This is a genomic window from Corynebacterium sp. MSK044 (assembly GCF_030232825.1).
In the GTDB taxonomy this organism is placed as follows: Bacteria; Actinomycetota; Actinomycetes; order Mycobacteriales; family Mycobacteriaceae; genus Corynebacterium.
Window position 1 is genome coordinate 99,031 of sequence record NZ_JASPJJ010000005.1, and the last position, 25,992, is coordinate 125,022.

The window sequence follows — 25,992 nt, forward strand, 5'->3', positions numbered from 1 at the left end:
GGTCAGCTCACCGGTTCCGCCATCGTGCGGGATTCAAACAATCCTGCCTTCGTGGCAATGACACCGCCCATCACAGTCACAATGAGAAGTAGCACAGCCAGAATTGCCAGCAAAAGTTTGTTGGTCTTTGACATCGTTGACGGGGACTCCAAGGGCACGGGGTGAAAGCGTTTGGGCTTAAGGGTAGCTGGTGGGGCGCGGGGAAACGTCGATAAGCAAATGCCTTATTTCGAGCCTCGAGCCAGATTTGGTAAGCTCTGGGACGTCTTTCCCCATGGTGTAATTGGCAACACTACGGTTTTTGGTACCGTCATTCTAGGTTCGAGTCCTGGTGGGGAAGCTTTTTTATTGCCTGACTTGTACTGCAGAAAGCGCGCACTGAGGTTTTATAGGGCTTATGGCACACGATTCAACCGACCTACCCATGCTGGCTGGGGTGCTCACCCAAGCCATGACGGATCCGAAGCTCACTGGCCTGCTGAAACGGGTGGGGGAGGAATCGCTCCACATCACGGGCATTGATCAGGTGCGGCCGTGGGCGACGGGCACGATTGCGCGTAAGGCGCCCGTGCTGCTGATAACGGCAACGGGGCATGAGGCAGAGGATCTTTCCGCGGAGCTCGCCGCGATGTTGGGGCGCGATGCTGTGGCTCTCATGCCGGCGTTTGAGACCTTGCCGCATGAGCGACTCTCGCCCGCGGCTGACGTTGTGGGCAAACGCAACAAAGTTGTGCACGAGCTGGATCAGATCCGCGTGGTGGTGGCGTCCGCGCGCGCGGCCTGCCAGCCAGTGTTGCCACCGGTAGAACCTGTCGTGGTGGCCGTTGAAGAAGAACATGATTTCGGTGAACTGACCCAGCGCCTCGTGGACCTCGCATATAACCACGTGGACATGGTGGCCAGCCGCGGCGAATTTGCCACGCGCGGTGGCATCATCGACGTCTTTCCCACGACCTCTGAACACCCCGTCCGCATCGAATTCTGGGGCGATGAGGTCACCGAATTGCGTTCCTTCGCCGTCGCCGATCAGCGCACCATCGAAGACATCAAAGCGGTTCATCTGCACCCCGCGCGCCAATTGCTTATCGACGCCTCAGTGAGCACCCGCGCCACCACCCTCGCCCAGTCCTATCCGGGCAACCGCACCTTGGTGGAGATGCTCGAGCGGATTGCGGGCGGCTCCTATCCGGACGGGATGGAGGCGCTCATCCCGGCGCTGACGGACCAGCCCTTTGAAGTGCTGTCGGCGCTCATGCCTGCTGGGTCTGTCGTGTTGGTGACATCCCCGGAGAAGGTACGCACCCGTATTGCTGATCTGCAGGCCACTGATGAGGAATTCCTTGAAGCTGGGTGGGAGGCCGCCGCGATGGGGGCCGAAGGCCCGGTGGCTGCCGAGGGCCTGGATGTTTCGGCGAGCTCGTACCGCTCCTGTGAATCCTTGGAGGCCTCCGCACTGAAGTCCGGAAATGCGTGGTGGACCTTCGCGCCACCGGGGATGGGCATGGCGGATGAGATCACCTTGCCCCTGGAATTTGAGCCGGCGCCGGCCCCCAAAGGTGACCTGAAAGAAATTGAAGCGCTGTACGGCAAGATCAAACTGCACTTGCAGAACGGTGGTCAAGCAGCGTTTGTTGCACCCGCCAAGGGAACAATCGACCGCATGGCGGACCGGCTGCGTGAAAATGGTGTGTCCGCGCGCATTGCCACCCCGGGGCTTGAACCCGTCGATGGGCAGGTCACGCTGTACCAGGGGATTTCCCATGCCGGCCTGACCTTCACCGGGCCGGGCCTGGTCGTGTTCACCGAAACGGATGTGACCGGCAACCGTGTGGGTGACATCGCAGGTGCCAAACGCCGTGCGCCGCGCCGCCGCAACCGGGTTGATCCGCTGGCGCTCAAACCGGGGGATTACGTGGTGCATGACACCCACGGCATCGGCAAGTTTGTGAAGATGGCCGAGCGCACCGTTGGGGACGCCCGCCGCGAATACATCGTGCTGGAATACCAGCCCGCAAAGCGCGGTCAACCCGGCGACCAGCTATGGGTGCCCATGGACTCGCTGGACCTGCTGAGCAAGTACACCGGCGGGGAAAGTCCGAGCCTGTCCAAGATGGGTGGCTCCGACTGGAAGAACACCAAGCGCAAGGCACGCGCCGCTGTGCGCGAGATCGCCGCTGAACTCATTGAGCTCTACGCCAAGCGCGCCTCCGCGCCGGGCCACGCTTTCGCGCCTGATTCACCGTGGCAGCTGGAGATGGAAGACAACTTCCCCTTCGTGGAAACCGAAGACCAGATGGCTGCCATTGAGGCGGTGAAGGCGGACATGGAAAAGCCATCGCCGATGGACCGCGTCATCGTGGGCGACGTGGGCTTTGGCAAGACCGAAGTCGCGGTGCGCGCCGCGTTCAAGGCGGTGCAGGATGGCAAGCAGGTCGCGGTGCTCGTGCCCACGACGCTGCTGTCCCAGCAGCACTACGCCACCTTCACCCAGCGCATGGATGGCTTCGGGGTGGAGATACGGGAACTGTCCCGCTTCACCACCGCCGCCGAGGCGAAGAAGACGCTGAAGGGCCTTGCGGACGGCTCCGTCGACATCGTGATCGGCACCCACCGCCTCCTGCAGACGGGCGTGCAGTGGAAGAACCTGGGCCTCATCGTGGTGGATGAGGAACAGCGCTTCGGTGTGGAGCACAAGGAGCACATCAAGGCGCTCAAGTCCCACGTGGACGTTCTCACCATGACGGCAACGCCGATTCCGCGCACCCTGGAGATGTCCCTGACGGGTATCCGTGAGATGACCTCGATTACCACCCCGCCCGAGGACCGCCACCCGGTGCTCACTTATGTCGGCGCACAGGAGGATAAGCAGATTGCCGCTGCGATCCGCCGCGAATTGCTTCGGGACGGCCAGGTGTTCTACATCCACAACAAAGTCGCCGACATTGAGAAAACGGCGCGCCACCTGCGTGAGCTCGTACCGGAGGCGCGCATTGTCGTGGCGCATGGCCAGATGGGCGAGCAGCTGCTGGAACAAACCGTGCAGGGCTTCTGGAACCGCGAGTACGACGTGCTGGTGTGCACCACCATCGTGGAAACCGGCCTGGATATTGCGAACGCGAACACCCTCATCGTGGAAAACGCGCAGAACATGGGCCTGTCCCAGCTCCACCAGCTGCGCGGTCGTGTGGGCCGATCCCGCGAGCGTGGCTACGCCTATTTCTTGTACCCCAAGGACAAGGTGCTCACGGAGACCTCCTATGACCGCTTGGCCACCATCGCCCAGCACAATGACTTGGGTGCTGGCATGGCGGTGGCGCAAAAGGACCTGGAGATGCGTGGCGCCGGCAACGTTTTAGGCGCACAACAGTCCGGCCATATCGCCGGTGTTGGTTTTGACATGTACGTCCGCCTCGTCGGCGAGGCAGTGGAGACCTTCAAGTCCCTCATGTCCGGCGATGTCGTGGATGCCACCGACCAGGGGCCGAAGGAGATTCGCATTGATCTGCCTGTGGACGCCCACATTCCGGAGTCCTACATCAACTCCGAGCGCCTCCGCCTGGAAAGCTACCGCAAACTCGCCGCCGCACGTGATAACGCGGAGCTGGCGCACGTCGCCGAAGAACTCACCGACCGCTTCGGTGAAATGCCCGAGGAAGTCTCACGTCTCTTCGCGGTGGCGCGGCTCCGCCACCAGGCACGACGTGCCGCTGTTTCCGACATCACCATGCAGGGCACCCGCCTGAAGTTCCACCCAGTGGACATGCCCGATTCCAAGCAGGTGCGCCTCAAGCGCCTCTATCCGGGATCCAATTACCGTGCGGCTGCCAAAGCCGTGCAGGTTCCGTTCCCACGCGAAGGCGGTGCGAAACCGGCGCTCAATGCACCCAACCTCCGGGACGAAGAGCTCTTGCAGTGGGTCGCAGACTTCCTCTCTGCGATCTTTGATGTGGAGGAGGTTTCGGTGCGGGGCGGTGACGTCGACAAGCAAAAAGGCAAGCGTGTGTTCTCAGTGAGTGAGTAGAAAAGTTACGACCATACTCGTAACTTTGGTACTTTTTGGGAAAAGTTACGACTATACTCGTAACTCGTGAACCTTCTTCCGCGTCCGCAATACCTTCAAGAACTCGCTGCAATCACCGGGAATGACCTTGTCCGCCTGGTTACGGGAGTGCGTCGTGCCGGCAAGTCATCGCTGCTGCACTTGTATCGTGAGCATCTTGTGGAGCAGGGAGTTGACCCACGCGCGATTCTCACGATCAATTTTGAGGACGTGACCTTTGACCCTCTTCGCCAGCCCCAGGCTTTTCATGAGTATGTCCTAGATCGTGTGAAGCACGGTGTCACGCATCTGCATGTCGATGAGGTTCAGGAGTTGGCGGACTGGGCTCGGATGATCAACTCACTGCGAACAACACAGAATATTGAGATCTGTGCGACGGGTTCGAATGCTTCCATGTTTTCGGGGGAAGGGCTGACATACCTTGCGGGGCGCTACGTGTCGCTGGAGGTGTTCCCGCTGTCGCTCGCGGAGTTCCGTCAGTTCACGGGGGTCAGCGACAGTGAATCGGTGGAGGAAAGCTACCAACGCTGGATGGCCACCGGTGGGTTTGCTCGCAGTGTCCTGGAGTCCTCGCCTGAGATCGCGCGCCAGCTCAACAGGGATTTGTTCGACTCGATCTTCACACGCGACATCGCCTTGCGTGGTCAGGTGCGTGATACCGCCACCTTCATCAAAGTCGCAGCATTCGTACTGGATAATGCAGGTTCGCCACTATCGGCGAACAAGATTTCCAACACTTTGAAGTCGGAGGGCGTGAAGGTGAGCACCGACACCGTGGACCGCTACCTCCAGCTCATGGCGGATGCCCACCTGATTTACCCGTGCCACCGCTATGACACTCGCGGGCGCGGCTGGTTGAAAACAACGCCGAAATACTACTGGGTCGATGCTGGATTGCGTGACGCTCTTACTGGACATAAGAACACGAACACGGGACACGACGTGGAAAACCAGATGTACCTTGAATTGCTGCGACAGCGCTTCGAGGTCCACACTGGAGTAGGCCCTGGCGGAGAAATCGATTTCCTCGCGCAGCGGGGTGATGAAACCCTCTTCATTCAAGTTGCGCTGACCGCTTTGGATGAGCAGGTACTTCGGAGGGAACTGTCCTCGTTCGAAGGTCTGCCGCCGGGATCCAGGTGTCTGCTGTTGACGGGGGACCGGCTTCCCCTTTCAACTGGGTACGTGCAGCAACTGAATGTCTTTGATGTTCTTGCGCGAAAAGTGTTGCTGTCGTAGGCCCGTGCGTCGGCGTACTACAACACCAGCGGCATCGCCAACAGCATCGTCACCGACCACGTGAGGTGCACGGCGATCGGGGAGATGACGCGCCGGGTGCGGGAGGCCTCATAGAAACACAGCGCGCCGAGGATGCCGGCGGCAAAGACGAGCAGCGGGACACCCATCCCGATGGTGATCAGGCAGTAGACGCCGGTGGAGAGCACGCCGACCGCCAGCTCATTGAAGTGGCCACGCAGTTGCTTGGACAGCGCGTCGCGGTAGACAAGTTCCTCACCGATGCCGTTGATGATGAGCACCGTCAGCGTGGGCAGCCAGCCGCCCGCACTGGGCATGCTGAGCAGCTCTGTCACCGGCCCGGCCAGCAGCGGAATATGGCGCACCACAAGCGCGCCGAGTAAAAAGACCACCGCGAGCGCCCCACCCAAGGCCGCGCCGCGCAGCAGGTCTGCTGTCATCGGGCCCGCGAACGCTTTTCGGTCGCCCCACACCCACCACGCGGCGGCGTAGAGCGCGGCGGTGAGCACTGTGATCACGTAGAACGCCACCGTGCCGTCGCCGGCCTGGCGCGCGGTGAACAGGCCAAGCCCGCCCAGCACACATGGGATGAGAACCAGCCAGGAACCAGCAGCACGAGCAGTCATGATGGAGCAATTATAGGGATGCACGGGGGAGTGCCGTACACTCATTCACCGATACGCCCCTATAGCCCAATCGGCAGAGGCAGTCGACTTAAAATCGATTCAGTCAGGGTTCGAGTCCCTGTGGGGGCACGTGTGCAGGCCAGTCCGTCGCAACCTGCAGTTGGTGCGACACCTGGCACAGCAGCGGTTCACCATTGAACGGTCCCACGAGCTGCGCGCTCAGCGGCAGGCCATCGTGGAAGCCCGCGGGCACGGCAGCAGCCGGGTTGCCCACCGCGTTCCACGGTGACGTGAAAGACGCCACCCCGCTTGCCTTCAGTGCGGCTGACAAAAATCCATGCGCATCCAACTGCCCAATGGGAACCGCCGGGTGGGGGACACTCGGAGTGAGCAAAAGATCTATCTCGGAGAACACCTCGCGCATGAGCTTCTGTCCGATCTCCGCGCTTTTCGCCTCCGCCTTGCGCACCATCGTCGGCGAGGTCAGGCCCGTCACCTTGCCCAGCCGCACGCCGCGCCGGGTACGTCGCTCCAGCAGCTCCGGGTGCTCAGCCATGTGCGCTTCCTCGCTGAAACCATTCAAATACTGCGGGACAAAAGACAATGCCAGCGCGGGTGGGTACGAAAAATCATGCTCAAACACGTCGTGGCCGAGATCCTTGAGGGCCCCAGCGGTCGTCTCCACCGCGCGCCGCGCAGGCTTCTTCAACACGGTGCCCAACGGCGCAGCCGTGCTCACCCCAATGCGCAACTTCGCAGGAGTTTGCTCTAAAGCCTCCATCAAAGTCGTGGGCCACGCTTCAGCCATATGCTTATCGACGCCCTCCGTACCCCCACCCACACAATCCAGAATCAGCGCCGTATCCTCCACATACCGCGTCAGCGGTCCGATGGTGCCCAGCGCACCCCACAGGCTGGCGTTCGGGGCAGCGGACACCCGCCCACGCTGGGGCTTCAAACCGAAGAGACCACACCAGGCGGCGGGCAGGCGGATGGAACCGCCACCGTCCCCACCAATCGCGGCGGGGACCAGGCCCGCAGCCACCGCAGCAGCCGTACCACCCGAGGAACCAGCGGGGGAGTACGCCGTGTTCCACGGGTTACGGGTTGCTCCGTTGGCCACCGATTCCGTGTACGGCCAAATGCCAAATTCCGGCATGGCGGTCGTGCCCACGATGACGGCACCGGCCTCACGTAAGCGCGCCACCACCGCGGAATCCGCGCGCGCTGGAGTGGTGAACGCGGCCCCGCCGAAGGTGGTGGGGATGCCCGCGATGTCGTTTTCCGCCTTGATGGCGATGGGTACGCCATGCAAGGAGCCCAGTTCCGCGCCGGTAGCAGCCTTCTCATCGAGGGCGTCGGCATCCGCGCGCGCCTCGCTGACAAGCACCGTGATGAACGCGTTGAGCGTGGGGTTGAATCTCTCGATGCGGTCCAGAAAGAAATCCGTGACCTCGCGTGCGGTCAGTTCCCCGGAACGTGTCTTGTCAGCGATGGCCACGACCCCGGCAAAAGCTAGATCCTCATGCATACTCATGCCCGAATGATAGTTAACGCGTGGGGTCAATAACGTGAAATTCCAGCGGCGCAGTGGTCATCCGGTACGTGCCTGGCACAGTGTCGAGCACGGCCAACATCTCGTGGCATGCCTTTTCAGTCAAGGTGACGCTCAGATGTGGTGGCTCCGCAGCTACTCTGCGCCGACGGTTCTCTTGAATGGCCGGCTGGTAGTTCACGGTCGTCTCCGCCGCGGTGGGGTCGGGGATGAAGCGCGCCCACGCCGCATCGCTTACCACTGCGAAATCACGTCCATAAGGAAAACGCCACCGTGCCGCCCGCAGCAGGTGCGCGGCAGCATGAACAGTCATATCAATACGGCCCGAAGGATCAACATCGAAATAGCTCGACGACACCACGCTTATCCGCGACCCCTCAACCGCCCGCTGGGTGGTCAGCTGGGCGTGGAAGGGAGCGTCGATAAGCATGCTCTGGCGCTGTGGGGCGGTGAGGCCAAGCGGATCGACCTGCATGAGCGCGGCGACAAATTTTGCCGGATCCCACGTGAGCGCGGCATCGAGCTCATCGGCCGTGACTCCAACGGCGGTGGTGAAACTGATCCGACCCGTTGGCGCATCATTGAGTGGCAACTCCGGGTCAGCCGCGAACAGGAAACCTGTTAGTTGGGCTCCCTCGCACACCGGTTTGTGGAGGTCAATGTAATGACCTGGCTCAAAAGGGGCGCGTACCGTGAGCGCGCGCAGCAGGTCCGCGGGCCAACTGGGCGGCGTGCCTGACTCCGCTTCGGCCGGCACACGCAAAGTGAGTTCTGTCTGAGTGCCCGCCACCGGCAGGGAGGAATTCGTCCGCGACATCCCGTGGGTGACGTAGAGAAAATAGGGGACAGGTGATGTGCGGTGGTACACGAGCACCGCGACTTTCTCCGTGAAATCCAGCTCACCGTGCACGGCAACCGGTGCACCACAGATAGCGGCCAGATAATCACGCAGATGCTCCCCACCGGTGCGGCGCCGGTTTTTGCCGAACAACCCGCCACGAAGATCCATGCCCCATAGTTTAGGCCGGTCAACGTAGTTGTGAGAAAAAGTTTGCCCACGTGGGAACGAAACGGCGGGGTGAGTCGTTGGACTATATGATCGGTGCTTACTGCAATCTTGTGAGTAACCGCATGGAGTTACCAATAGAAAGGATCGTCCGAGCGTGAAATCCTCCAACCCCGTTTTGACTCATCTACCCGCTTTCCAGCAGCAGGCCACCCACGGCCAGCCGATGGGCGGTCAGCAGACCCCTTATTCTCAGAACCCCTACGGTCAGCAGGCATACGACCAACATCCCTACGGCGCGCCTGCAGCATTTCCTGCTCAGACCGCTGAGCGTCCCATTACTGTCGATGACATTGTGACCAAGACCGGCATCACGCTGGCCGTCATCGTGGCCTTCGCGCTGGTCAACTTCGGTGTTGGCATGGTGAACCCCGGTGTGGCCATGGCCCTCACCTTCGTGGGCGCTATCGGCGGCCTGATTACCGTGCTGGTGCACGCTTTTGGCCGCAAGTACGGCTCGGCCGTTGTCACACTGATCTACGCGGCGTTTGAAGGTCTCTTCGTCGGTGGTTTCTCCATGCTGGTCTCCGGCTGGATGGTGGGCAGTGCTGATGCTGGTGCCCTCATCCTGCAGGCCGTGATGGGCACCGTCGGTGTGTTCGCCGGCATGCTCTTCGTGTACAAGACCGGCGCCATCCGCGTCACCCCGAAGTTCACCCGCATCATGACTGGCTGCATTATCGGTGTCCTGGTGCTTGCGCTGGGCAACCTGCTGCTCTTCGTGTTCACCGGCATGTCCCCGCTGCGTGACGGTGGCCCACTGGCCATCGTCTTCTCCCTCGTCTGCATCGGTCTGGCTGCCATGAGCTTCCTCACCGACTTTGACGTGGCGGACAAACTGGTGCGCTCCGGTGCCCCGGCCAAGATGGCGTGGGGCGTTGCCCTCGGCCTGGCTGTGACCCTGGTGTGGCTCTACACCGAAATCCTGCGCCTGCTGTCCTACTTCAGGGACTAGCTCCCGGCCTCAGGGCTCCATAGAGCTTCCCGGCCCGCTGCGCGTACTCACGTACCGTGTGGCGGGCCGGTTCTTTTGTGCGCCCACAATGGCGCGGGAGCGAAACATGCCTGCGCACTAAACCCGCAAACCGTGATAAATGAATTGCAATGAATGAACTGCAATAAACGAATTCAAATAAACCAGGTCGTGGTTGGTGTGATTGTGAATCGGGGAAGGCCCCACCTGGTTTATTTGAAAACGTTTATTGGGGTTTGCTTTTCACCAAGAGGCAGACAACCGAGTTAGCAATCCCTCCCTAGCCCAGCGATGCAACGCACCAGACGCGCACCCTTTTGTGCGCTTAACCCGCTTAAGCCGCTTAACCCTCTTTGTTCCCCGGCAGGAGAAAACCCCCGGGACCATGCAGTTCTGAACTGGTCCCAGGGGTGAAACAAACGGTGCTGAGAAGCTTTTAGTAGTCCGTCTGCGGGTTGACGTTCACGCCATCGATGGTGACGTTGCCGAACACGAGGGTGCCGTCAACCTCCTTCGGAGCGGACAGGGTGATCTGTGCGTTGGCCACCGGGTCCTTGCCCTCGCGGGTGCGGGTGGCAATGCCGTGGGCGATCTCCTCGGTCCACTCTTCCCACACGATGTTTTCTGCGAAGTCGTTCTGGTCCTTGCAGTTCAGCACGATGCGGGTTGGCTGGTACTGGGCGTTGCCGTTGCAGTCGTTGTAGTACGGAGTGTCTTCCTGAGACATTGCCGCGGTGGTGTCTGTTGCGGTGGTGGAGGTGGTGGTTGCCTCCGACGAATCGCCAGGCAGGGAGTCCGGGTTCTGGCTGGTGGCGGTGTCGACCTTGTGGTCGGAGTCCTGCTCGTTCGGCGGGGAGCATGCAGCCAGGCCGAGGGCGGTGGCAGCAGCGAAAGCGGTGATGGCAACCTTGCGGGAAGTGCTGGTAGTCACGTCAAAAATCCTTAAATGACAAAGTAGTGGGGGATATTCACGTTGTTGTTTCCGTGCGCCTACTTAGCGCGCGGGGTCTTAGCCTTAACCGAATCATACGGGTTAGCAGACACGATGGTGACCGAAATCTCGCGGCCGTTCGGGGCCGTGTAGGTGCGGGTTTCGCCTTCGCGGGCGCCCAGCACGGCAGCGCCGAGGGGGGACTGCTCGGAGTAGGTCTCGAGGTGCTCGTTGTCGATGGAGGCGGCGCGGGTACCGATGAGGAAGGTCTCCTTGTCGTCCTCATCGCCGTTGTAGTACACGTGCAGCACGGAACCGACGAGGGCCACACCATCAACAACATCGGCGCGCTCAGTGGTGGAGTTGGCCAGCAGCTCGGAAATCTGCTTGATACGGGCTTCTTCCTGGTCCTGCTGCTCGCGGGCTGCGTCGTAGCCGGCGTTCTCCTTGAGGTCGCCCTCTTCGCGACGTTCGTTGATCTCCGCGGCGATGACAGGACGGTTGTCAATGAGCTGCTGCAGCTCGGCCTCAAGCTTGGCCTTCATTTCCGGGGTGATGTATTGCTGCTGGGTTTCAGCCATGGATTGAACCCTCGTTTCCGTTAGATATCTCGGCTTTAGTCGTTAGGGCATATTAGCACAGCTAGGGCCCGTGCTTTTCTGCGATCCCCGCCCCACCTCATCGCGCCTCCGGATGCTCCGCAGCCGGGTCGAGATACGGCGGCAGAGTGGAGGCGCAACCGTAGACACCGCCGTTGACGGGAAGGTCATTGACAGGGATGTCTACGTGCATGCGCTGGATGCGCTCCCCGCCAGCGGGGATGACAATTTCGCGGCGGCCAATTTCGGCCATGTCGTAGTTCAGGGAGGTGATGATGCAGTAGGAAGGTTCCGCCATGGTGTCTTCCTTGCGCTCTACGTCGAACCAGACGCGGGAGGTGGTGTCATCGACCCGTTCGTGGGAGATGAGGGTGGCAGAAATGGGCTGCTCTTGGCGCTGCATCACGTAACGGCCGAGCATAACCACGATGAGGGTAACGAGGATGACGCCGATGATGGCCACAACCTTGCCCGCCACACCACTCGTTTGGGGTTGAGGCTTCTCGCCGTAGCGTGCCGCCGGGCGTGAGGTGGCGCTGGGGGTTGGGTTCGATGCGGTGCTCATCGTGCTCCTTTACTACTATTGTCTGCCAGTCAACATTATCCCTTAACCATTTCCAACAAGAGGTGGAGTACCACGTGACGGGCTATCGCTTACTGGCCATCCATGCGCATCCGGATGATGAGGCGTCGAAAGGCGCAGCGGCGATGGCGCGGTACGCGCACGAAGGTAACCGCGTCAAAGTGCTCACCTGCACTGGGGGAGAGCGCGGGGACATCCTCAACCCGGGTATGGATCGCCCAGGGGTGATGGAACGGATCACGGAGATCCGTAAGGAAGAAATGGCGGAGGCTGCGCGCGTGCTGGGGGTGGAGCATGAGTGGCTGGGCTACGTCGATTCCGGTCTGCCCGAAGGTGACCCGCTACCGCCGCTGTCGGAGGGGTGCTTCGCGCTGGAGGACCCCCAGGAAGTGGCTAAGCGTGTGGTGGCGGTGATCCGCGAGTTCAAGCCCCACGTGATCATTACTTACGACGAAAACGGTGGCTACCCGCACCCCGACCACATCATGGTGCACAACGTCTCCATGATCGCGTGGGAGGAAGCCGGCAACCCAGACTATGCGCCAGAGGCCGGTGAGCCGTGGACCCCGCAGAAGCTGTACTACACCCACGGGTTTGTTCCGCAGCGCATGCGTCTGCTCCATGATCACTTGTTTGGACAGGGCAAAGACAGCCCTTATGAGCCGATGCTGAAGCGGTTTGAGGAGAATAATTCAGACATCATGCAGCGGGTGACCACGCAGGTGGAATGCGGTGATTTCTTCCCGCACCGTTCCGCTGCCCTGCGTGCTCATGCCACGCAGATTGACCCGGATGGTCCCTTCTTGGTCTCCCCGCCAGAGGTGCAGGCGAAGCTGTGGCCGACAGAAGAATTTGAGTTAGCTCAAACCCGCGTGCGTACGTCTCTGCCGGAGAGTGATCTGTTCACCGGCGTGGAAAAGTGAGAGAGTGGTGTATATGACCCTGGATACCGCAACCAACCTGTTTTACTACGCGCAGCAGATGAACAAGGATGCCCCGATCGGCCCCGAGTTTGGCAAGGCTGAACCCATCGGCGCCCTCATCGTTGTTGCCTTGGCAGTGGTGGTGCTGTCTATCGGGTGGGCGTTCTACCGCCGCTACACCCGCTTTAACCGTCGTCGTGCATTCGCGGAGGCAAACGGCCTAGACGTGTTTGACCGCGAGGCGATCGACCGCGCCATGGCGGAACAAGGTGTGCTGGACCGGAGGAAGCAGCGCTTCTTCTAATCCGCTGATCTGCGCCGGAGTAGAGTAGGGGCCGTGGCTATGTTTGACCGACTCCTCTACCCGTTGTACGAACGGCGTTTGAAGCATGAGTTGGCGGGTGTAACTCGCCCGAAGCATATTGCTGTCATGGCAGATGGCAATCGACGTTGGGCGCGCGAAGCCGGGTTCACGGATATTGCTCACGGGCACCGGGTGGGTGCCAAGAAAATCGGGGAACTAGTCAGCTGGTCTGCGGAAATGAACGTGGATGTGGTGACCATCTACCTTCTGTCCACGGAGAATCTCTCCCGCACCGAAGAGGAAGTGCAGCTGCTCTACGACATCATCTCGGGTGTTGTGGACGAATTATCTAGCGACGATTTTGAGGCCCGCATCCGCCTCGTCGGTCACCTGGAACTGCTGCCGGACAAAGTCTCCGCGCGCATGCAGGCGGCGGCAGCAGCAACAGAAAACAAAGACGGCATCGTGGTCAACATTGCCGTTGGCTATGGTGGCCGCCAAGAAATCGTGGATGCCGTGCAGAATTTCATTCGCGCCAAAGCAGAAGAAGGGGTCACGCTCGAAGAGCTAATCGACGAGGTCTCGGTCGAGTCTCTCTCCGAGCACCTCTACACCTCCGGCCAGCCCGACCCGGACCTGGTCATCCGCACATCGGGGGAGCAGCGGTTGTCAGGGTTCCTGCTCTGGCAATCCGCCTACTCGGAGATTTGGTTCACGGACACTTACTGGCCGGCGTTCCGCAAAATCGACTTCCTTCGCGCGCTCCGGGATTACTCGCAGAGGTCGAGGAGGTTTGGGAAGTAGGGGGCGTCGATAAGCAAGCTACATCTTGCGCATGCGCACGCGCTGCACTGAGTGATCAGCTGATTTTTTGAGAACCAGCGAGGCGCGCACACGGGTGGGCAGAATATTCTCCACGAGGTTGGGCAGGTTAATCGTCTGCCAAATAGCGCGGGCCTCCGTTGCGGCCTGCTCATCCGTGAGCTCCGCGAAACGCGCAAAGTGCGCACCCGGCTCGCGGAACGCCGTGTTTTTGAGCTTGATGAAGCGGTCGATGTACCACCGCTCAATATCCTCGGTGCGCGCATCCACGTAGACGGAGAAATCAAAAAGATCACTCACCATGAGCGTGGGGCCAGTCTGCAAAACGTTGAGCCCCTCCAGAATGAGAATGTCTGGCTGATCGACGATCTGGTACTCACCCTCGATCACGTCATACGCATCATGCGAATACACCGGTGCCTTGACATTCCGGCGCCCAGCCTTGACTTCCGTGACAAAGCGCAACAGATCGCGGCGATGGTAAGACTCCGGAAAACCCTTCCGGTTCATCAAATTGCGGCTCTTGAGCTCATCCGATGAGAGCAAAAACCCGTCGGTGGTGACAAGGTCCACGCGCGGGTGTGATTCCCAGCGCTGCAGGAGCACCTGGAGCACACGCGCCGTCGTGGACTTGCCCACAGCGACTGACCCAGCAATCCCGATAACAAACGGCACATGGCCTGGGTTCTCACCCAAGAATGTCTCCGTCACTGCCGTCAGCTTCTGGCGCGCGCGAATCTGCAAATGGATGAGACGCGACAACGGCAGATAAATATCAGCGACCTCTTTCAGGTCAATGATTTCGCCGATACCGCGGAGTTCCTCCAAATCGGCTTCACTAAGCACCTGTGGCATCTTGGCGCGACGCTCACGCCACGCGTCACGTGGGAAGTCCAAGTAGGGGCTGGGATCAGCTGGTCGCGGCATGGGCACCATTGTTGCACTGTCAGGCGTTGGCCACCCGATTGGGTCCGGCGAGGTGACTTTCTGGGATTTTCTGGCAGTAGATTGAACGCCCCAGCGCGCGGTGGGGCACAATGGTGGGCACGAAACCGTGCAATGCGAAAGGAACAGGTGCAGCCCCATGACGGATGACCTCCGCTACCAAGAGCTCTCCCAGCTCGACCCCGACGTGTACGAGCAGATCCTCGGGGAGGTGGCCCGCCAGCGCAACACCCTCGAGATGATCGCCTCGGAGAACTTTGTTCCCCGCGCCGTGCTGCAGGCACAGGGCTCCGTGCTGACCAACAAGTACGCCGAGGGCTACCCGGGTCGCCGCTACTACGGTGGCTGCGAGAACGTTGACGTCATTGAGGACATCGCCCGTGACCGCGCCAAGGCACTGTTTGGTGCTGAGTACGCCAACGTTCAGCCGCACTCCGGTGCGCAGGCAAACGCTGCTGTGCTCCACGCGCTGATCAAGCCGGGTGACACCATCATGGGCCTCTCCCTGGCACACGGTGGTCACCTGACTCACGGCATGAAGATCAACTTCTCCGGCCGCCTGTACAACGTCGTGGCGTACGAGGTTGACCCGGACACCATGCTCATTGACATGGACAAGGTCCGCGAGCTCGCTCTCGAGCACCGCCCACAGGTGATCATCGCCGGCTGGTCCGCGTACCCGCGCACCGTTGATTTCGCCGCGTTCCGTGCGATTGCCGACGAAGTGGGGGCCTACCTGTGGACCGACATGGCCCACTTCGCTGGCCTTGTTGCCGCCGGCCTGCACCCGTCGCCGGTGCCGTATTCTGACGTGGTGTCCACCACCATCCACAAGACGCTTGGTGGCCCGCGCTCCGGCATGATCCTGGCGAAGGAAGAGTACGGCAAGGCGCTGAACTCCGCTGTGTTCCCCGGCCAGCAGGGTGGCCCGCTCATGCATGTCGTGGCTGCGAAGGCAACCGCGCTGAAGATCGCCGGCACCCCGGAATTCAAGGACCGCCAGGAGCGCACCCTCGAAGGTGCCCGCATCCTCGCTGAGCGCCTCACCTCCGCGGACTGCAAGGAAGTCGGCGTTGACGTGCTCACCGGCGGAACCGACGTGCACCTTGTCCTGGCTGACCTGCGCAACTCTGAGCTCGACGGCCAGCAGGCAGAAGATCTCCTCCACGCCGTGGGCATCACCGTCAACCGCAACGCCGTGCCGAATGACCCGCGCCCGCCGATGGTCACCTCCGGCCTGCGCATCGGTACCTCCGCACTGGCTACCCGCGGCTTTGACCAGGCTGCGTTCACGGAGACAGCTGACATCATTGGCACCGCTCTCTCACAGGGCAAGAACGCTGACGTTGACTCCCTGCGTGCTCGCGTAACCAAGCTGGCAGAACAGTACCCGCTGTACCCGGGGCTCGAGGAGTGGAAGCTGCTCTAGGGGAAACTGCCCCTAGAACACCAACTGGTCCAGGAAGCGTTGTGCACGCTGTGATGTCGGCGCGGCGAAGAACTCCTCTGGTGGCGCGATTTCTACGATGCGGCCCGCGTCCATGAAGGCGACTCGGTCCGCAACAGCGCGGGCGAACGCCATCTCGTGGGTGACCACAATCATGGTCATGCCGTCCCGGGCGAGGCCGACGACCACGTCGAGGACTTCGCGGACGATTTCGGGGTCGAGGGAGGCAGTGATTTCATCAAGAAGCAATGCCTTCGGCTGCATCATCAGTGCACGCACGATGGCGACGCGCTGCTTCTGCCCACCGGAGAGCTCGCGCGGGCGGGCGTCGGCCTTTTCGGCGAGACCCACGCGTTCGAGCAGCGCCATCGCGCGTTCCCGAGCTTCTGTGAGATCCGCGCCCTTGACCACCTTCGGGGCGAGCAGCAGGTTGTCCATCACCGTCAGGTGTGGGAACAAGTCGTATGACTGAAACACCATGCCCACGTCGGAACGGACGTCCCTGAGCTTGGTCGCCTTGGATGCGACATCGCGTCCGTTGACCAGGATCTGGCCGGAATCCACCGGCTCCAGCCCGTTGACCGTGCGCAAAAGCGTGGACTTGCCGCAGCCGGAGGGGCCGATGATGGCGAGGACTTCGCCGGGGGCGACGGCCACGGAGACGTCGACAAGCGCTTTGTGCCCGTTGGGGTAGGTCTTTGAAACATGCTCGAGCGAGATTAGTGACATCTAGCTCCACCTTTCTTCCAGCTTGCGCGCGGCGAGCGAGATAGGAAAACACACGAGAAAATACAGCAGGAACACCACGCCGTAGATCCACAGGGCAGCGGAGGGGTATTCAAAACGGTTGGCGTCGATGATCTGTTGCGCGACTTTGAGTACCTCCACCACGCCAATCAGCGCGACGAGGGACGTGGTCATGATCATGCGGTTGGTCAGATTGATCGTCGCGGGGAGCAGGCCACGGAGCGCCTGTGGCAGCACGACGTGACGGTACAGCGCGCGTCCCTCAATACCCAGGGCCGTCGCGGAAAGGTATTGGTGTTCCGGGACGGATTCGATGGCTCCGCGCACCAGATCACCCAGTTCAGCCGTGCCCCACACGGTGAACACAATCACCGCCGCAGCACGCGCATCCAGGTTCAACCCCCACGCGCGCGTGGCGTCGAAGTACACGAGAAACAGCAGCACCAACTGCGGCATGATGCGCACAAACTGCAGGTAGGTCTGGGTGATGGCGCGCACGATTTTGCTTTTCGACGTCATCACCACCCCCAACACCGTCCCCAACACGATCGACAACCCCATTGACGCGAGTGCGATTTGAATGGATACGCCGAGGCCGTTGAGGAGGCGTTGGAAGTTATTGCCATCGGCGAGGACGTGGAGATCAGAAAACATTCGCACGCACCTTCTTCTCCACCTGACCTGCAATCAGTGATACCGGCAGCAGGATGATCAAATAGAACGTGACCAAAAGCAGCAGAGCCTCGCGCGTTTCGTAGGTCTGGCCGATCTGCTCCTTCGCGGTGTAGACCAGGTCCGGCAACGCGACGATGCTGACCACCGAGGTCTCCTTGATCAGGAAGATGATGTTCGCAGTCATCGCGGGCAAGGCTAATGCGGTTGCCTGTGGCGCAACCACGTGCCGGAGCGCCTGTGTGCGCGACATGCCCAGGCTCAAACTGGACTGCAACTGAATTGGGGCAACGCCCTCAAGTCCGGCGCGGATCGCCTCCGCCATGTACGAGCCACCCAGGAAAGCCAAGCCCACCACGGCGCAGGTTTCACTCTCCAGCACAATGCCCACCTTGGGCAGGCCAAAGTACAAGAAAAACAACTGCACCAGCAGGGGAGTGTTGCGGGACAGTTCGATGTATACCCGCGCGATCTGGCGGAGTACGGGAACCTTGAAAAACCGCACCCCGGCCACCAGCGCGCCGACGATAAATGCCAGCAGAATGCCTTTGGCGGCAACCCTCACGGTGAGGACTGCCGCCGAGGCATAAACCGGGATGTTCTCGGTGATGACCGAAAGATCCATGAGTTAGAGCTGTCCGCCCTCAACGACCAAGTCGTCAGCAGAGACCGCATCGCCGTAGACCGGCTTCAGGGTTTTCTCGTAGGCGTTGTGGAAGAAGTTCTCCTTGCCCAGCTCGACCAGGTTGTTGTTCAGCCACTCACGCAGGTCGTCGTTGCCCTTGGCTACGGCGCCGGCAATGGTGTCGGTGTCGCCCAGCGTTGGGATCGTGGCGGAAAAGCCCTCCGTCTTTGCAGCCCACGCTAGAGCCTCGGTGTTGTCGGTGACCCAGGCGTCGCCGCGACCGTCGAGAAGCGCATTCGTTGCTTCCGTGTACTGCTCAAACTTGGTCAGCTTGATCTCCGGGTGGTTCTTCTCCAGGTAGGCCTCCGCGGTCGTGCCCTTGACCACGATCACGTTCTTCCCCTCAAGCCCCTCAACGCTATCAATCGGCGCGTTGTCCGGCGTGACCGCGCCCAGCGACACCTTCATGTACGGGTTGGCGTAATCCACCTTCTCTGCACGCTCTGGGGTCACCGTGAAGTTGGCCAGGATGATGTCGACCTTGTTGGTGTCCAAGAACTCCACGCGGGAAGCGGCCTCCACGGGCACGTATTCGACATCGACGCCCAGATCCTCGCCCAGACGGTTGCCGTACTCGATGTCGTAGCCCGCGTACTCACCGTTGGAATCCACGTAGCCGAAGGGGGACTTGTCCGAGAACACACCGATCTTCACCGCGCCGGACTCCTGAATTGCGGCGACGTTGCGGAAGTCAGCGGACGGTTCCGCGCCGTTGGTGGCATCAGCGTTGCCGGATTCCGCGGAGCAGGCGGTCAGGGAGATGGCGGCGAGGAGTGCCGCTGCGCCGGCGACAATGCGCTTGCGTGGGGCGCTGGACTTTCGGGATGAAAAGAATGACATGACAGTGAACTTTCTCTCGTGAACAAAACGCGGTTAAACCGCTTGGTTCAGTAAAAGTACACCACTCTGTCTAGTTATGTGAAATGAGGTGTTTGAGCTGGGCTTTGTGATAGGCTCACCGCCAGCAATAAGTCTGACACCTTTCGATTGATTGGAACTTTCATGTCTCGTGCCTTTTTCACCCGTACTCTCCTGGCAGCCGGCACCGCCGCTGCCGTGACCGCCGGCGTGTTTGTTGCCCCGCACGCTGTTGCCCAGGAAACGCCGACCAACGCGGCGGCCCCTGTCCAGGACGCGCCTCAGGAGGGCCTGCTTAAGGCTGGCGACGTGAAGTCCGGCACCGTGTCCTGGCCGATCAAGAAGTCATACTTGGATTACATCCAGGGCCGTATTGGCGGCGGGAAGATCACCGTGTCTGATGGTGCTCGCGCCAAGACGAATGGAAATGCTGTCACTGGCTTTGACTTCCCGGTCGACCCGAAGGCATCCAAGCTGGATAAGGATGGCAACGGGACCATTGCTCTTCTCGGCAGCCTTGCATTCCTTGGGCACAAGGGCTTGGGCCAGGGTGGAACCTGGGGACTGGATCTGAGCTACTCCAACTTCAAGATCAAGATCGAAGAGGGAACCAAGGCATCCATCATCGCTGACTACAAGGTGAAGGGTGGCGTGAACAATCAGAATGTGCAAGATCGATCGGAAACGAATCAGGTCCTGGCAACCTTCGATCTTGGCAGGAAGCTTGATGCCGGTGCTGGAACAAGCGACAACTTCTCCGGCCTGATTCCTACCCTGCAGAAGGGCGGGGCGCAGTCCCTGCTGAGCTACCCAGAAGGTAGAGAGCTCAAGGACGGCCGCATCAATCTCTCGCTGAACTTTGCCGAGGACGGCGATAAGCCGGTTGAGCCGGAGACGGCCGAGGAGAAGACCTACGACTACTCCGGTGGAATCGGCATCAACCGAGACACCTTCATTGGCTTCGGCGTTGTCTTGGCGCTGCTCGCAATCCTGGGGGCAGTCGGCGCATGGTTCGCCGGCCTGATCCCGGGCGTGCCGGCACCGCGCTAGTCGTCAGCAGGCGCGCTGCCACGCGATTCAGCGTGAATGCGGCGCGCCTCTGACAACCATGCGGGCTGGTTGCTCAGCAGCTCCTTGATCTCAGCGCTGGTCAGGGGCTTGTCCATGTCGTTGTTCTTCAACGCGGTGATGGAGATGCCCAGCTTGCGCGCAACTTCTGGTCGCGGGTGGGGGCCGTTGCGGCGTAGTTCGGTCAGCCACTGCGGCGGATTGTCTTGCAGGTCGCGCAACTTGGCGTGCGTGATGCCGCCAGCCTGGAATTCAGGCGGGGTGGCGGGCAGGTAGATGCCCAGTTTCTTCGCGGCGGTCGCCGGCTTCATCGCGGTGCTGGACGGGGTGGTTGACGGAGTTTCGCTCATGCCCAAACGGTAGCATCGAGGCATGCTGCGCATTGCTTTTGTCACCGGTACGGAGCCAGGGAAATGGTTCGCGCGCTACCGCGAGACCACGGACCACGGGTTGGAGGAACTGCCGTCGGATGACCCGTTTGCGCTCGTCGAGACCGGTGAGGCAGACCTCGCGCTCATGCGCCTCGATGACCGCATCGGGGAGCCGGGGGAGACCTACCATCGCGTGGGCCTCTACAGCGAGGCACCCGGCGTGGCCGTACCCAAAGATTCCGTCTTCGCGGAGATGGGGGAGAAGCTCGCGCCACGCGAGTTCGCCGGGGAGATCATCAACTTCACGTACAAGCCCGATTCGCTTATCGACGATCTCCGCTCCGCCCTCCAAGTCGTCGCCGCCAACGTCGGCATCGCGTATGCGCCAGCCCCTTTGCTGAAAGTCCTGTCGAAAAAGCAGGTCGCGGTTGTGGACCTCACCTCCCAGCCGGAGGGTATGGAGCCAACAGAAATCGGTTTGGTGTGGAAGATCAGCGCCGATAGCGATGCCATCCAGGACTTCGTCGGCGTGGCTAAGGGGCGGACGCGGAACTCGTCGCGTGCTTCTTCGCGGGAGGCGAAGAAGCCCATTGAACAGAAGGGTACGCAGCAGAAAAACCTGAAGAAGAAAAGCTCGCAGCAGCGCGGCAGGGGAGCGGTGGGGAGAAGGGGGAGGCGTCGATAAGCTTTTGCATAATGAAAACGTTGAATGAAAGAGGAGAGGCAATGAGGAACTACACGATTGCTGCTACTGCGCTTGCGCTGACTTTTAGTATGGTCGCCTGCTCGAACGAGGAGAACCAGGCAGAGGAACCCACGACGGCGGAGACAACGACCAGCACCGCTGAGGCAAGCAACGACACGGTTGAGCTGACCACCCAGGACGGCACGAAGGTTCTCGTCCCGGCCAAGGCAGCGAACGCCACTGAAACGCTGGGGCTGCGTGATTGGGGTGAGCCCGTCACGGTGGAATCCCGCCAGGACGGCACCACGCTCATCTCTTACGACGGTGGCCAGAACATTGTGTACAACCCCGAGACGGGCCCGGTTGCCCTTGTCGGAGAGATTGCGCGCGTGTGGAAGGAGCACGGTGGCCTCGACGCGGAGATCGGTGTGCCCACGGGGGCAGAGAAGAAGCTTGAAGACGGCACCGGCTGGACCCAAGAATTCCAACACGGCACCATCGAGTGGGTTCAAGAAAATGGGTCTTTTGTGGAGCGTGTGAGCTAGGCGCGGAGGGGCTCGTAACCGGAAATTCATCTTACAGCGATGTAATTTCCACCTGGCTGCCTTAGTGTGACGGGTGCCGGGCACCGAGGAGACCGGTGACGGCTCATGCCAACCGCACTAGGGGAGCTACATGTTGAACCCTCCTGTTACGCAACTAGACACCTTTGAACAACTCACGCCGCCGACGGCGCTGAAAACCTACGTGGTGGACACATCGGTCCTGTTGTCCGACCCGTGGGCACTGCGGAAGTTCGCAGAGCACAGCGTTGTGTTGCCGCTCGTGGTCATCACGGAGCTGGAGAACAAACGCCATCACCCAGAGCTTGGCTGGTACGCCCGCCAAGCTCTTCGTTTTTTGGAGGACCTGCGCGCCGACTATGACCGCCTGGATCAGCCAATGCCGGTGAACGTGGACGGCGGCACGCTGCGCGTGGAGCTGAACCACCAGTCGCAGGAGAATCTGCCGGCGGCGCTGCGGGGGACCGAGAATGACAACCGGATTCTCGCGTGCGCCTACAACTTCCTGCAGGAAGGCAAGGACACCGTTCTGGTGACCAAGGATGTGCCGCTGCGCGTCAAAGCCGGCGCCGTGGGTTTGCCCGCGCAGGAATACCGCGCCCAGGACGTCGTGCTTACCGGGTACACGGGCATGGCTGAGGTGGAGATCTCCGGGGAAGAGATCGACGAGCTCTACGCCACCGGTTTCGCCGCCGTGGATACCGGGGATCTTCCGGTGCACTGTGGCGTGCGGGTGCAGGCCGGCACGCAGTCGGCGCTGGCACGCGTCGCGCCCAGCGGTGGGTTGCGTCTCGTCCGCGGCGACATCGACGCCTTCGGGTTGTCCGGTCGCTCCGCTGAGCAGAGGGTTGCGCTCGATCTGCTTCTCGACGCCTCCGTGGGCATCGTCTCCATCGGCGGCCGCGCCGGCACCGGCAAGTCCGCGTTGGCGCTGTGCGCGGGCCTCGAGTCCGTCCTGGAGCGCGGGGAGCACAAGCGCATCATCGTTTTTCGTCCGCTCTACGCCGTCGGTGGCCAGAACCTGGGCTACCTGCCGGGAGATGAGATGGAGAAGATGAACCCGTGGTCCCAGGCGGTCTACGACACGCTCGAAGGTGTGGTCTCCGACAACGTCATGGAGGAAATCGCCGCGCGCGATCTGCTCGAAGTCTTGCCGCTCACGCACATTAGGGGCCGCTCGCTTCACGACGCTTTCGTGATCGTCGACGAAGCCCAATCCCTCGAACGCAACGTGCTCCTGACCGTCCTGTCCCGTCTGGGCCGCGGTTCACGCGTTGTGTTGACCCACGATGTTGCCCAGCGCGACAACTTGCGTGTGGGGCGGCACGACGGGGTCCAGGCCGTGATTGAGAAGCTGAAGGGTGAGGACTTGTTTGCTCACATCACCCTGACGCGTTCGGAGCGTTCTGCCATCGCGGAATTGGTCACTGACCTGCTCGAAGACCAGGAACACTAGCCAATTTCAGGTTGGGCTCTTTTCTGGTTGTACGATAGGCGCCATGTCTGAACGCGATTTCACCATTCGCCCCATTCGGCCCGAAGACTACCCGCAGGTCCGCGAGATCTACGAGGCAGGCTTGGGTACAGGCCACGCGTCCTATGAAACCGAGGGCCCGACCTGGGCAAAGTTCTCTACGAACAAGATCATTGAGACGGTCTTTGTCGCCACGGAGAAAGACGATGATGATTATGTGTTGGGGTGGGTAGCGGCGGCGCAGGCGTCGTCGAGAAGCGTTTTTCACGGCGTGGTCGAAGACTCGATCTATACCCGTGAGGAAGCCCGCGGACGTGGTGTGTCGGGCGCGCTGCTGGACAAGCTCATTGAGACCTGCAAGGGCCTGAACAAATGGTCCATCCACTCCTGGATCTTCCCGGAGAATGAGGGCTCGGCTGGGCTGCACATCTCCCGTGGCTTCGTCAAAGTGGGCACCTACCACCAGATGGCCAAGATGACCTACGGCGAGATGGCCGGCACCTGGCGCGATACCGATATTTACGAACTGCTGCTGCCCAAGCCCGGCGAGAAGCCCGAGGCTGACAGCTAAGGCGCTAGTCCACCGTTTCTTTCAGCTTGTCCTCCCGCACGGGCAGCAGCACGGCCGCCGCTGCGAGAACAAGTGGAATGAGCAGGAGGAAGATAGGGGTCAAGCCGTCGTTGTAGCTGCTCGCGATGACCTCACGTAGTGGCTCCGGCAGTTTATGAACGGAGCCCGGCGTCAAGGACGCGGCCGCGCCCTCCTGGAACGCCGTGGCATACTGCGCACCGTCGGGTCCCATCGCCGCGAAAGCGGCGGGAAGCCGCTCCGCCATGTTGTTCTGCATGTTGTGAATGAACATCGAGCCTACAACCGACGCACCCACGGACATGCCGATCTGGCGGAAGAAGTTGTTCGCGGCAGTCGCCGTTCCTACAACCGCCAACGGGAACGAGTTCTGCACGATGAGGATGAGCACCTGCATGACAAGGCCCAAGCCGAAGCCGTAGACGAAGATGAACGCACCGAGCGTGCCCAAGCTGGTGTCCACGGTGAGTCGGGAGAGAAGGTAGCAGCCCACCGCCACCATGCACAGGCCGATGATGGGGAACTTCTTGTAGCTCCCGCGGCGTGAAATGAGTGCGCCGGAACCGGTGGAGGTGAGGATCATGCCGCCGACCATGGGGATCATCATGAAACCAGCCTCGGTGGGGCTGAGAGCGTGCACCATCTGCAGGTAGGTGGGCAGGTACGCCATGGCGCTGACCATGGATACGCCGAGCACGACACCGGCTGCGGTCGTGAGCGTCATGTTGCGGTTGCGGAACAGTTGCATGGGCACGAGCGGGTTGTCGGCGCGCAGCTCCACCGCCACGAAGATTGCCGCCGCCACCGCCGACGTTGCCAGCAGCCCCAGAATGGTTGCGGAGGTCCACGGATACTGCAGCCCGCCCCACGTTGTGGCCAGGATAAGGGTGGAGGTCGCCACAGTGAGCAGTGCAGCGCCCACCCAATCGAAGCGGAACCCTTCCCGGCTGCCCTTGGACAAGTGCAGCACCAGCGTGGCCACCGTCATGGCGAGCAGCCCCAGCGGGATGTTCATCCACAAACCCCAGCGCCAGCCCGGTCCGTCCGTGAACCAGCCACCGAGCACTGGCCCCAACACCGAGGAAATACCAAAGACGCCGCCCATGACACCCATGTACTTCCCGCGCTGGCGTGCCGGGACGACCTCAGCGATGATCGCCTGCGAATTGATCATCATGCCGCCCGCACCAAAGCCCTGCACCGCGCGTCCGATGATGAGCATGGTCATCGAGTTAGCAAAGCCACCCAGCGTTGAGCCGACGATGAAGAAGGCGATGCCGGCGATGTAGAACCATTTGCGGCCAAGTCCGTCGCCAAGCTTGCCGTAGATCGGCATCGCGATGGTCATGGTGACCATGAACGCGGAAATCACCCAGCTCATGTGTTCGACGCCGCCGAGTTCGCCCACGATCGTCGGCAAGGCGGAGGCAAAAATCATCTGCCCAAGCGAACTCATCAGCATGGTGATGAGCAGCGCGGCGAACACCAGACCAACGTTGGGTTTTTGTGTGTCTACCATTCGAGTGTCCTTGCGTAGTCAGTGATGAAGGTGGCGGCGTTGCGGACGTTGTCGCGCAAGTCGAGTCCCGGATCGAAAAAACCAGGTTGGAAAGCGGTGATGCTCACCGCAGCCTGAACCAGCTCAATGATGGCCTGGATCTCGGCCTCGACGGGAATCTCAGGGCGTCGCCGATCCGCGGGGAAGCGCGCGAAGTGTTCGGCGAGTGCCTCCCCGATAGCGGTGAGCACCGTACGCCGCCGCGCCAACGCCAGCGTCGCCAGCGTGGGATTCTCAGCGAACATCGCGCGACGTCGCGCGAACGCATCCTGCCCCGCCATCACTCCGTCCGACACACTGCTCGCACTGAGGATCAGGTCAACGAGGTTGTCCGCCTGCGTCTCCGCGATTGTGCGCAGCCCGTCCTCGCACACGGTCAGAGGCGCGGGCCCGAGTACGGCCTCATCCTTGGACTTCATGTAATTAAAAAAGGTCCGCCGCGAAATGCCGGCATCGGCGCAGATGTCCTCGACGGTCACATCATCGAAGCCATGCTTTTCGACGAGCCCCGCCGCACTCTCCGTAATCCTCCGCCGCGTCTCCCGCCGCTTTTCTTCCCAGCCCATGCCCTGGAACTTTACACCCAGTGCAAAGTTTGGCAAAGGGGTAGCGTGCGGGCTGCTTGAGAAAA

General features: G+C 61.2%; 27 protein-coding genes and 1 tRNA gene. 13 read left to right on the forward strand and 15 right to left on the reverse strand.

Annotated elements, in window-relative coordinates; translation table 11 throughout:
- Positions 1 to 2: 2 nt before the first annotated feature.
- Positions 3 to 134, reverse strand: a complete 132-nt coding sequence (locus tag QP994_RS04880; RefSeq protein ID WP_284865578.1) for a hypothetical protein — start codon at positions 132 to 134, stop codon at positions 3 to 5.
- A gap of 263 nt (positions 135 to 397) precedes the next feature.
- On the opposite strand from QP994_RS04880, the gene mfd reads away from it, so the two are divergent.
- Together mfd and QP994_RS04890 are read left to right on the forward strand one after the other, a co-directional pair.
- On the forward strand, positions 398 to 4,021 hold the full coding sequence (mfd, locus tag QP994_RS04885; protein WP_284865579.1) for a transcription-repair coupling factor: 3,624 nt from the start codon (positions 398 to 400) through the stop codon (positions 4,019 to 4,021).
- Between the two features lie 66 nt (positions 4,022 to 4,087).
- The gene (locus QP994_RS04890) at positions 4,088 to 5,299 is read left to right on the forward strand and encodes an ATP-binding protein (protein ID WP_284865580.1); all 1,212 of its coding nucleotides are present in this window, start codon (positions 4,088 to 4,090) and stop codon (positions 5,297 to 5,299) included.
- A 17-nt stretch (positions 5,300 to 5,316) separates the two neighbouring features.
- Here the strand turns inward: QP994_RS04890 and QP994_RS04895 are convergent, their stop codons facing one another.
- A complete protein-coding gene (locus QP994_RS04895; RefSeq protein ID WP_284855390.1) occupies positions 5,317 to 5,943 on the reverse strand; it encodes a CPBP family intramembrane glutamic endopeptidase in 627 nt (208 codons plus the stop codon).
- Positions 5,944 to 5,998: 55 nt separating this feature from the next.
- Between QP994_RS04895 and QP994_RS04900 the strand changes: the two genes are divergently transcribed.
- Positions 5,999 to 6,072: transfer RNA gene (locus QP994_RS04900), tRNA-Leu, on the forward strand.
- Here the strand turns inward: QP994_RS04900 and QP994_RS04905 are convergent.
- Together QP994_RS04905 and QP994_RS04910 are read right to left on the reverse strand one after the other, a co-directional pair.
- Positions 6,047 to 7,480, reverse strand: a complete 1,434-nt coding sequence (locus tag QP994_RS04905) for an amidase (protein WP_284865581.1) — start codon at positions 7,478 to 7,480, stop codon at positions 6,047 to 6,049. The two genes, QP994_RS04900 and QP994_RS04905, sit on opposite strands and share 26 nt — an antisense overlap.
- 13 nt (positions 7,481 to 7,493) lie before the next feature.
- The gene (locus QP994_RS04910; protein ID WP_034664739.1) at positions 7,494 to 8,507 is read right to left on the reverse strand and encodes a suppressor of fused domain protein; all 1,014 of its coding nucleotides are present in this window, start codon (positions 8,505 to 8,507) and stop codon (positions 7,494 to 7,496) included.
- Positions 8,508 to 8,661: 154 nt separating this feature from the next.
- Here QP994_RS04910 and QP994_RS04915 point away from each other — a divergent pair, with 154 nt between their 5' ends.
- The gene (locus QP994_RS04915; protein ID WP_284855393.1) at positions 8,662 to 9,519 is read left to right on the forward strand and encodes a Bax inhibitor-1/YccA family protein; all 858 of its coding nucleotides are present in this window, start codon (positions 8,662 to 8,664) and stop codon (positions 9,517 to 9,519) included.
- A 454-nt stretch (positions 9,520 to 9,973) separates the two neighbouring features.
- On the opposite strand, the gene QP994_RS04920 is transcribed toward QP994_RS04915, so the two are convergent.
- The 3 genes from QP994_RS04920 to QP994_RS04930 form a co-directional block, all read right to left on the reverse strand.
- Entirely contained in the window at positions 9,974 to 10,468 is a 495-nt protein-coding gene (locus QP994_RS04920) for a hypothetical protein (RefSeq protein WP_284855394.1), read from the reverse strand.
- 59 nt (positions 10,469 to 10,527) lie between these two features.
- Positions 10,528 to 11,049, reverse strand: coding sequence for a transcription elongation factor GreA (greA, locus tag QP994_RS04925; RefSeq protein ID WP_284855395.1), 522 nt, complete (start codon positions 11,047 to 11,049; stop codon positions 10,528 to 10,530).
- 97 nt (positions 11,050 to 11,146) lie between these two features.
- Positions 11,147 to 11,632: a DUF4307 domain-containing protein gene (locus QP994_RS04930; RefSeq protein WP_284865582.1), complete on the reverse strand. Its 486-nt coding sequence runs from the start codon at positions 11,630 to 11,632 to the stop codon at positions 11,147 to 11,149.
- 74 nt (positions 11,633 to 11,706) lie between these two features.
- Here QP994_RS04930 and mca point away from each other — a divergent pair, with 74 nt between their 5' ends.
- From mca to QP994_RS04945, 3 genes are read left to right on the forward strand one after another with little or no spacing between them, the layout of a single operon-like run.
- Positions 11,707 to 12,573 (forward strand): mycothiol conjugate amidase Mca, encoded by an 867-nt coding sequence (mca, locus tag QP994_RS04935; RefSeq protein ID WP_284865583.1) that lies wholly within the window; start codon positions 11,707 to 11,709, stop codon positions 12,571 to 12,573.
- Positions 12,574 to 12,586: 13 nt separating this feature from the next.
- Positions 12,587 to 12,877, forward strand: a complete 291-nt coding sequence (locus QP994_RS04940; protein WP_284865584.1) for a hypothetical protein — start codon at positions 12,587 to 12,589, stop codon at positions 12,875 to 12,877.
- A gap of 33 nt (positions 12,878 to 12,910) precedes the next feature.
- Complete coding sequence (locus QP994_RS04945; RefSeq protein ID WP_502870009.1) at positions 12,911 to 13,681, forward strand: isoprenyl transferase; 771 nt, start codon at positions 12,911 to 12,913, stop codon at positions 13,679 to 13,681.
- Positions 13,682 to 13,699: 18 nt separating this feature from the next.
- Here the strand turns inward: QP994_RS04945 and coaA are convergent, their stop codons facing one another.
- Entirely contained in the window at positions 13,700 to 14,626 is a 927-nt protein-coding gene (gene coaA, locus QP994_RS04950) for a type I pantothenate kinase (protein WP_284865585.1), read from the reverse strand.
- 157 nt (positions 14,627 to 14,783) lie between these two features.
- Here coaA and glyA point away from each other — a divergent pair, with 157 nt between their 5' ends.
- Positions 14,784 to 16,073 (forward strand): serine hydroxymethyltransferase, encoded by a 1,290-nt coding sequence (gene glyA / locus QP994_RS04955; RefSeq protein ID WP_284855400.1) that lies wholly within the window; start codon positions 14,784 to 14,786, stop codon positions 16,071 to 16,073.
- Between the two features lie 12 nt (positions 16,074 to 16,085).
- Here the strand turns inward: glyA and QP994_RS04960 are convergent, their stop codons facing one another.
- From QP994_RS04960 to QP994_RS04975, 4 genes are read right to left on the reverse strand one after another with little or no spacing between them, the layout of a single operon-like run.
- The gene (locus tag QP994_RS04960) at positions 16,086 to 16,820 is read right to left on the reverse strand and encodes an amino acid ABC transporter ATP-binding protein (protein ID WP_284855401.1); all 735 of its coding nucleotides are present in this window, start codon (positions 16,818 to 16,820) and stop codon (positions 16,086 to 16,088) included.
- The gene (locus QP994_RS04965) at positions 16,821 to 17,492 is read right to left on the reverse strand and encodes an amino acid ABC transporter permease (RefSeq protein WP_284865586.1); all 672 of its coding nucleotides are present in this window, start codon (positions 17,490 to 17,492) and stop codon (positions 16,821 to 16,823) included.
- The gene (locus QP994_RS04970) at positions 17,482 to 18,135 is read right to left on the reverse strand and encodes an amino acid ABC transporter permease (RefSeq protein WP_284865587.1); all 654 of its coding nucleotides are present in this window, start codon (positions 18,133 to 18,135) and stop codon (positions 17,482 to 17,484) included. Before QP994_RS04970 ends, QP994_RS04965 begins: the two co-directional genes overlap by 11 nt.
- Before the next feature lie 3 nt (positions 18,136 to 18,138).
- A complete protein-coding gene (locus QP994_RS04975; protein ID WP_284865588.1) occupies positions 18,139 to 19,035 on the reverse strand; it encodes a transporter substrate-binding domain-containing protein in 897 nt (298 codons plus the stop codon).
- A gap of 162 nt (positions 19,036 to 19,197) precedes the next feature.
- Between QP994_RS04975 and QP994_RS04980 the strand changes: the two genes are divergently transcribed.
- Positions 19,198 to 20,103 (forward strand): HtaA domain-containing protein, encoded by a 906-nt coding sequence (locus QP994_RS04980; protein ID WP_284865589.1) that lies wholly within the window; start codon positions 19,198 to 19,200, stop codon positions 20,101 to 20,103.
- Here QP994_RS04980 and QP994_RS04985 read toward each other — a convergent pair.
- Complete coding sequence (locus QP994_RS04985) at positions 20,100 to 20,471, reverse strand: DUF5997 family protein (protein ID WP_284865590.1); 372 nt, start codon at positions 20,469 to 20,471, stop codon at positions 20,100 to 20,102. The two genes, QP994_RS04980 and QP994_RS04985, sit on opposite strands and share 4 nt — an antisense overlap.
- A 22-nt stretch (positions 20,472 to 20,493) precedes the next feature.
- Between QP994_RS04985 and QP994_RS04990 the strand changes: the two genes are divergently transcribed.
- The 4 genes from QP994_RS04990 (at position 20,494) to QP994_RS05005 (ending at position 23,785) form a co-directional block, all read left to right on the forward strand.
- On the forward strand, positions 20,494 to 21,177 hold the full coding sequence (locus QP994_RS04990; protein ID WP_284865591.1) for a type 2 periplasmic-binding domain-containing protein: 684 nt from the start codon (positions 20,494 to 20,496) through the stop codon (positions 21,175 to 21,177).
- Between the two features lie 41 nt (positions 21,178 to 21,218).
- The gene (locus QP994_RS04995) at positions 21,219 to 21,722 is read left to right on the forward strand and encodes an LGFP repeat-containing protein (protein WP_284855408.1); all 504 of its coding nucleotides are present in this window, start codon (positions 21,219 to 21,221) and stop codon (positions 21,720 to 21,722) included.
- Between the two features lie 130 nt (positions 21,723 to 21,852).
- Positions 21,853 to 23,196 carry an RNA 5'-3' helicase PhoH2 gene (phoH2, locus tag QP994_RS05000; protein WP_284865592.1) on the forward strand — a complete coding sequence of 448 codons (1,344 nt, stop codon included), beginning with the start codon at positions 21,853 to 21,855 and terminating at the stop codon, positions 23,194 to 23,196.
- A 43-nt stretch (positions 23,197 to 23,239) separates the two neighbouring features.
- Positions 23,240 to 23,785 carry a GNAT family N-acetyltransferase gene (locus tag QP994_RS05005; RefSeq protein WP_284855410.1) on the forward strand — a complete coding sequence of 182 codons (546 nt, stop codon included), beginning with the start codon at positions 23,240 to 23,242 and terminating at the stop codon, positions 23,783 to 23,785.
- A gap of 4 nt (positions 23,786 to 23,789) precedes the next feature.
- Here QP994_RS05005 and QP994_RS05010 read toward each other — a convergent pair whose 3' ends face one another.
- Together QP994_RS05010 and QP994_RS05015 are read right to left on the reverse strand one after the other, a co-directional pair.
- Entirely contained in the window at positions 23,790 to 25,322 is a 1,533-nt protein-coding gene (locus QP994_RS05010; RefSeq protein WP_284865593.1) for an MDR family MFS transporter, read from the reverse strand.
- Positions 25,316 to 25,927 carry a TetR/AcrR family transcriptional regulator gene (locus tag QP994_RS05015; RefSeq protein WP_284865594.1) on the reverse strand — a complete coding sequence of 204 codons (612 nt, stop codon included), beginning with the start codon at positions 25,925 to 25,927 and terminating at the stop codon, positions 25,316 to 25,318. Before QP994_RS05015 ends, QP994_RS05010 begins: the two co-directional genes overlap by 7 nt.
- Positions 25,928 to 25,992 lie beyond the last annotated feature (65 nt).

Excerpts from the sequence above, each read along its gene's own strand:
- QP994_RS04910 (WP_034664739.1), bottom strand. The coding sequence starts at position 8,507 with ATGGATCTTCGTGGCGGGTTGTTCGGCAAAAACCGGCGCCGCACCGGT.
- QP994_RS04965 (WP_284865586.1), bottom strand. The coding sequence starts at position 17,492 with ATGTTTTCTGATCTCCACGTCCTCGCCGATGGCAATAACTTCCAACGC.
- QP994_RS05015 (WP_284865594.1), bottom strand. The coding sequence starts at position 25,927 with ATGGGCTGGGAAGAAAAGCGGCGGGAGACGCGGCGGAGGATTACGGAG.
- QP994_RS04880 (WP_284865578.1), bottom strand. The coding sequence starts at position 134 with ATGTCAAAGACCAACAAACTTTTGCTGGCAATTCTGGCTGTGCTACTT.
- glyA (WP_284855400.1), top strand. The coding sequence starts at position 14,784 with ATGACGGATGACCTCCGCTACCAAGAGCTCTCCCAGCTCGACCCCGAC.
- coaA (WP_284865585.1), bottom strand. The coding sequence starts at position 14,626 with ATGCCGCGACCAGCTGATCCCAGCCCCTACTTGGACTTCCCACGTGAC.
- QP994_RS05010 (WP_284865593.1), bottom strand. The coding sequence starts at position 25,322 with ATGGTAGACACACAAAAACCCAACGTTGGTCTGGTGTTCGCCGCGCTG.
- QP994_RS04975 (WP_284865588.1), bottom strand. The coding sequence starts at position 19,035 with ATGTCATTCTTTTCATCCCGAAAGTCCAGCGCCCCACGCAAGCGCATT.
- QP994_RS04995 (WP_284855408.1), top strand. The coding sequence starts at position 21,219 with ATGAGGAACTACACGATTGCTGCTACTGCGCTTGCGCTGACTTTTAGT.
- QP994_RS04960 (WP_284855401.1), bottom strand. The coding sequence starts at position 16,820 with ATGTCACTAATCTCGCTCGAGCATGTTTCAAAGACCTACCCCAACGGG.
- QP994_RS04930 (WP_284865582.1), bottom strand. The coding sequence starts at position 11,632 with ATGAGCACCGCATCGAACCCAACCCCCAGCGCCACCTCACGCCCGGCG.
- QP994_RS04990 (WP_284865591.1), top strand. The coding sequence starts at position 20,494 with ATGCTGCGCATTGCTTTTGTCACCGGTACGGAGCCAGGGAAATGGTTC.
- QP994_RS05005 (WP_284855410.1), top strand. The coding sequence starts at position 23,240 with ATGTCTGAACGCGATTTCACCATTCGCCCCATTCGGCCCGAAGACTAC.
- QP994_RS04980 (WP_284865589.1), top strand. The coding sequence starts at position 19,198 with ATGTCTCGTGCCTTTTTCACCCGTACTCTCCTGGCAGCCGGCACCGCC.
- QP994_RS04895 (WP_284855390.1), bottom strand. The coding sequence starts at position 5,943 with ATGACTGCTCGTGCTGCTGGTTCCTGGCTGGTTCTCATCCCATGTGTG.
- QP994_RS04970 (WP_284865587.1), bottom strand. The coding sequence starts at position 18,135 with ATGGATCTTTCGGTCATCACCGAGAACATCCCGGTTTATGCCTCGGCG.
- QP994_RS04905 (WP_284865581.1), bottom strand. The coding sequence starts at position 7,480 with ATGAGTATGCATGAGGATCTAGCTTTTGCCGGGGTCGTGGCCATCGCT.
- phoH2 (WP_284865592.1), top strand. The coding sequence starts at position 21,853 with ATGTTGAACCCTCCTGTTACGCAACTAGACACCTTTGAACAACTCACG.
- QP994_RS04940 (WP_284865584.1), top strand. The coding sequence starts at position 12,587 with ATGACCCTGGATACCGCAACCAACCTGTTTTACTACGCGCAGCAGATG.
- mfd (WP_284865579.1), top strand. The coding sequence starts at position 398 with ATGGCACACGATTCAACCGACCTACCCATGCTGGCTGGGGTGCTCACC.
- greA (WP_284855395.1), bottom strand. The coding sequence starts at position 11,049 with ATGGCTGAAACCCAGCAGCAATACATCACCCCGGAAATGAAGGCCAAG.
- QP994_RS04985 (WP_284865590.1), bottom strand. The coding sequence starts at position 20,471 with ATGAGCGAAACTCCGTCAACCACCCCGTCCAGCACCGCGATGAAGCCG.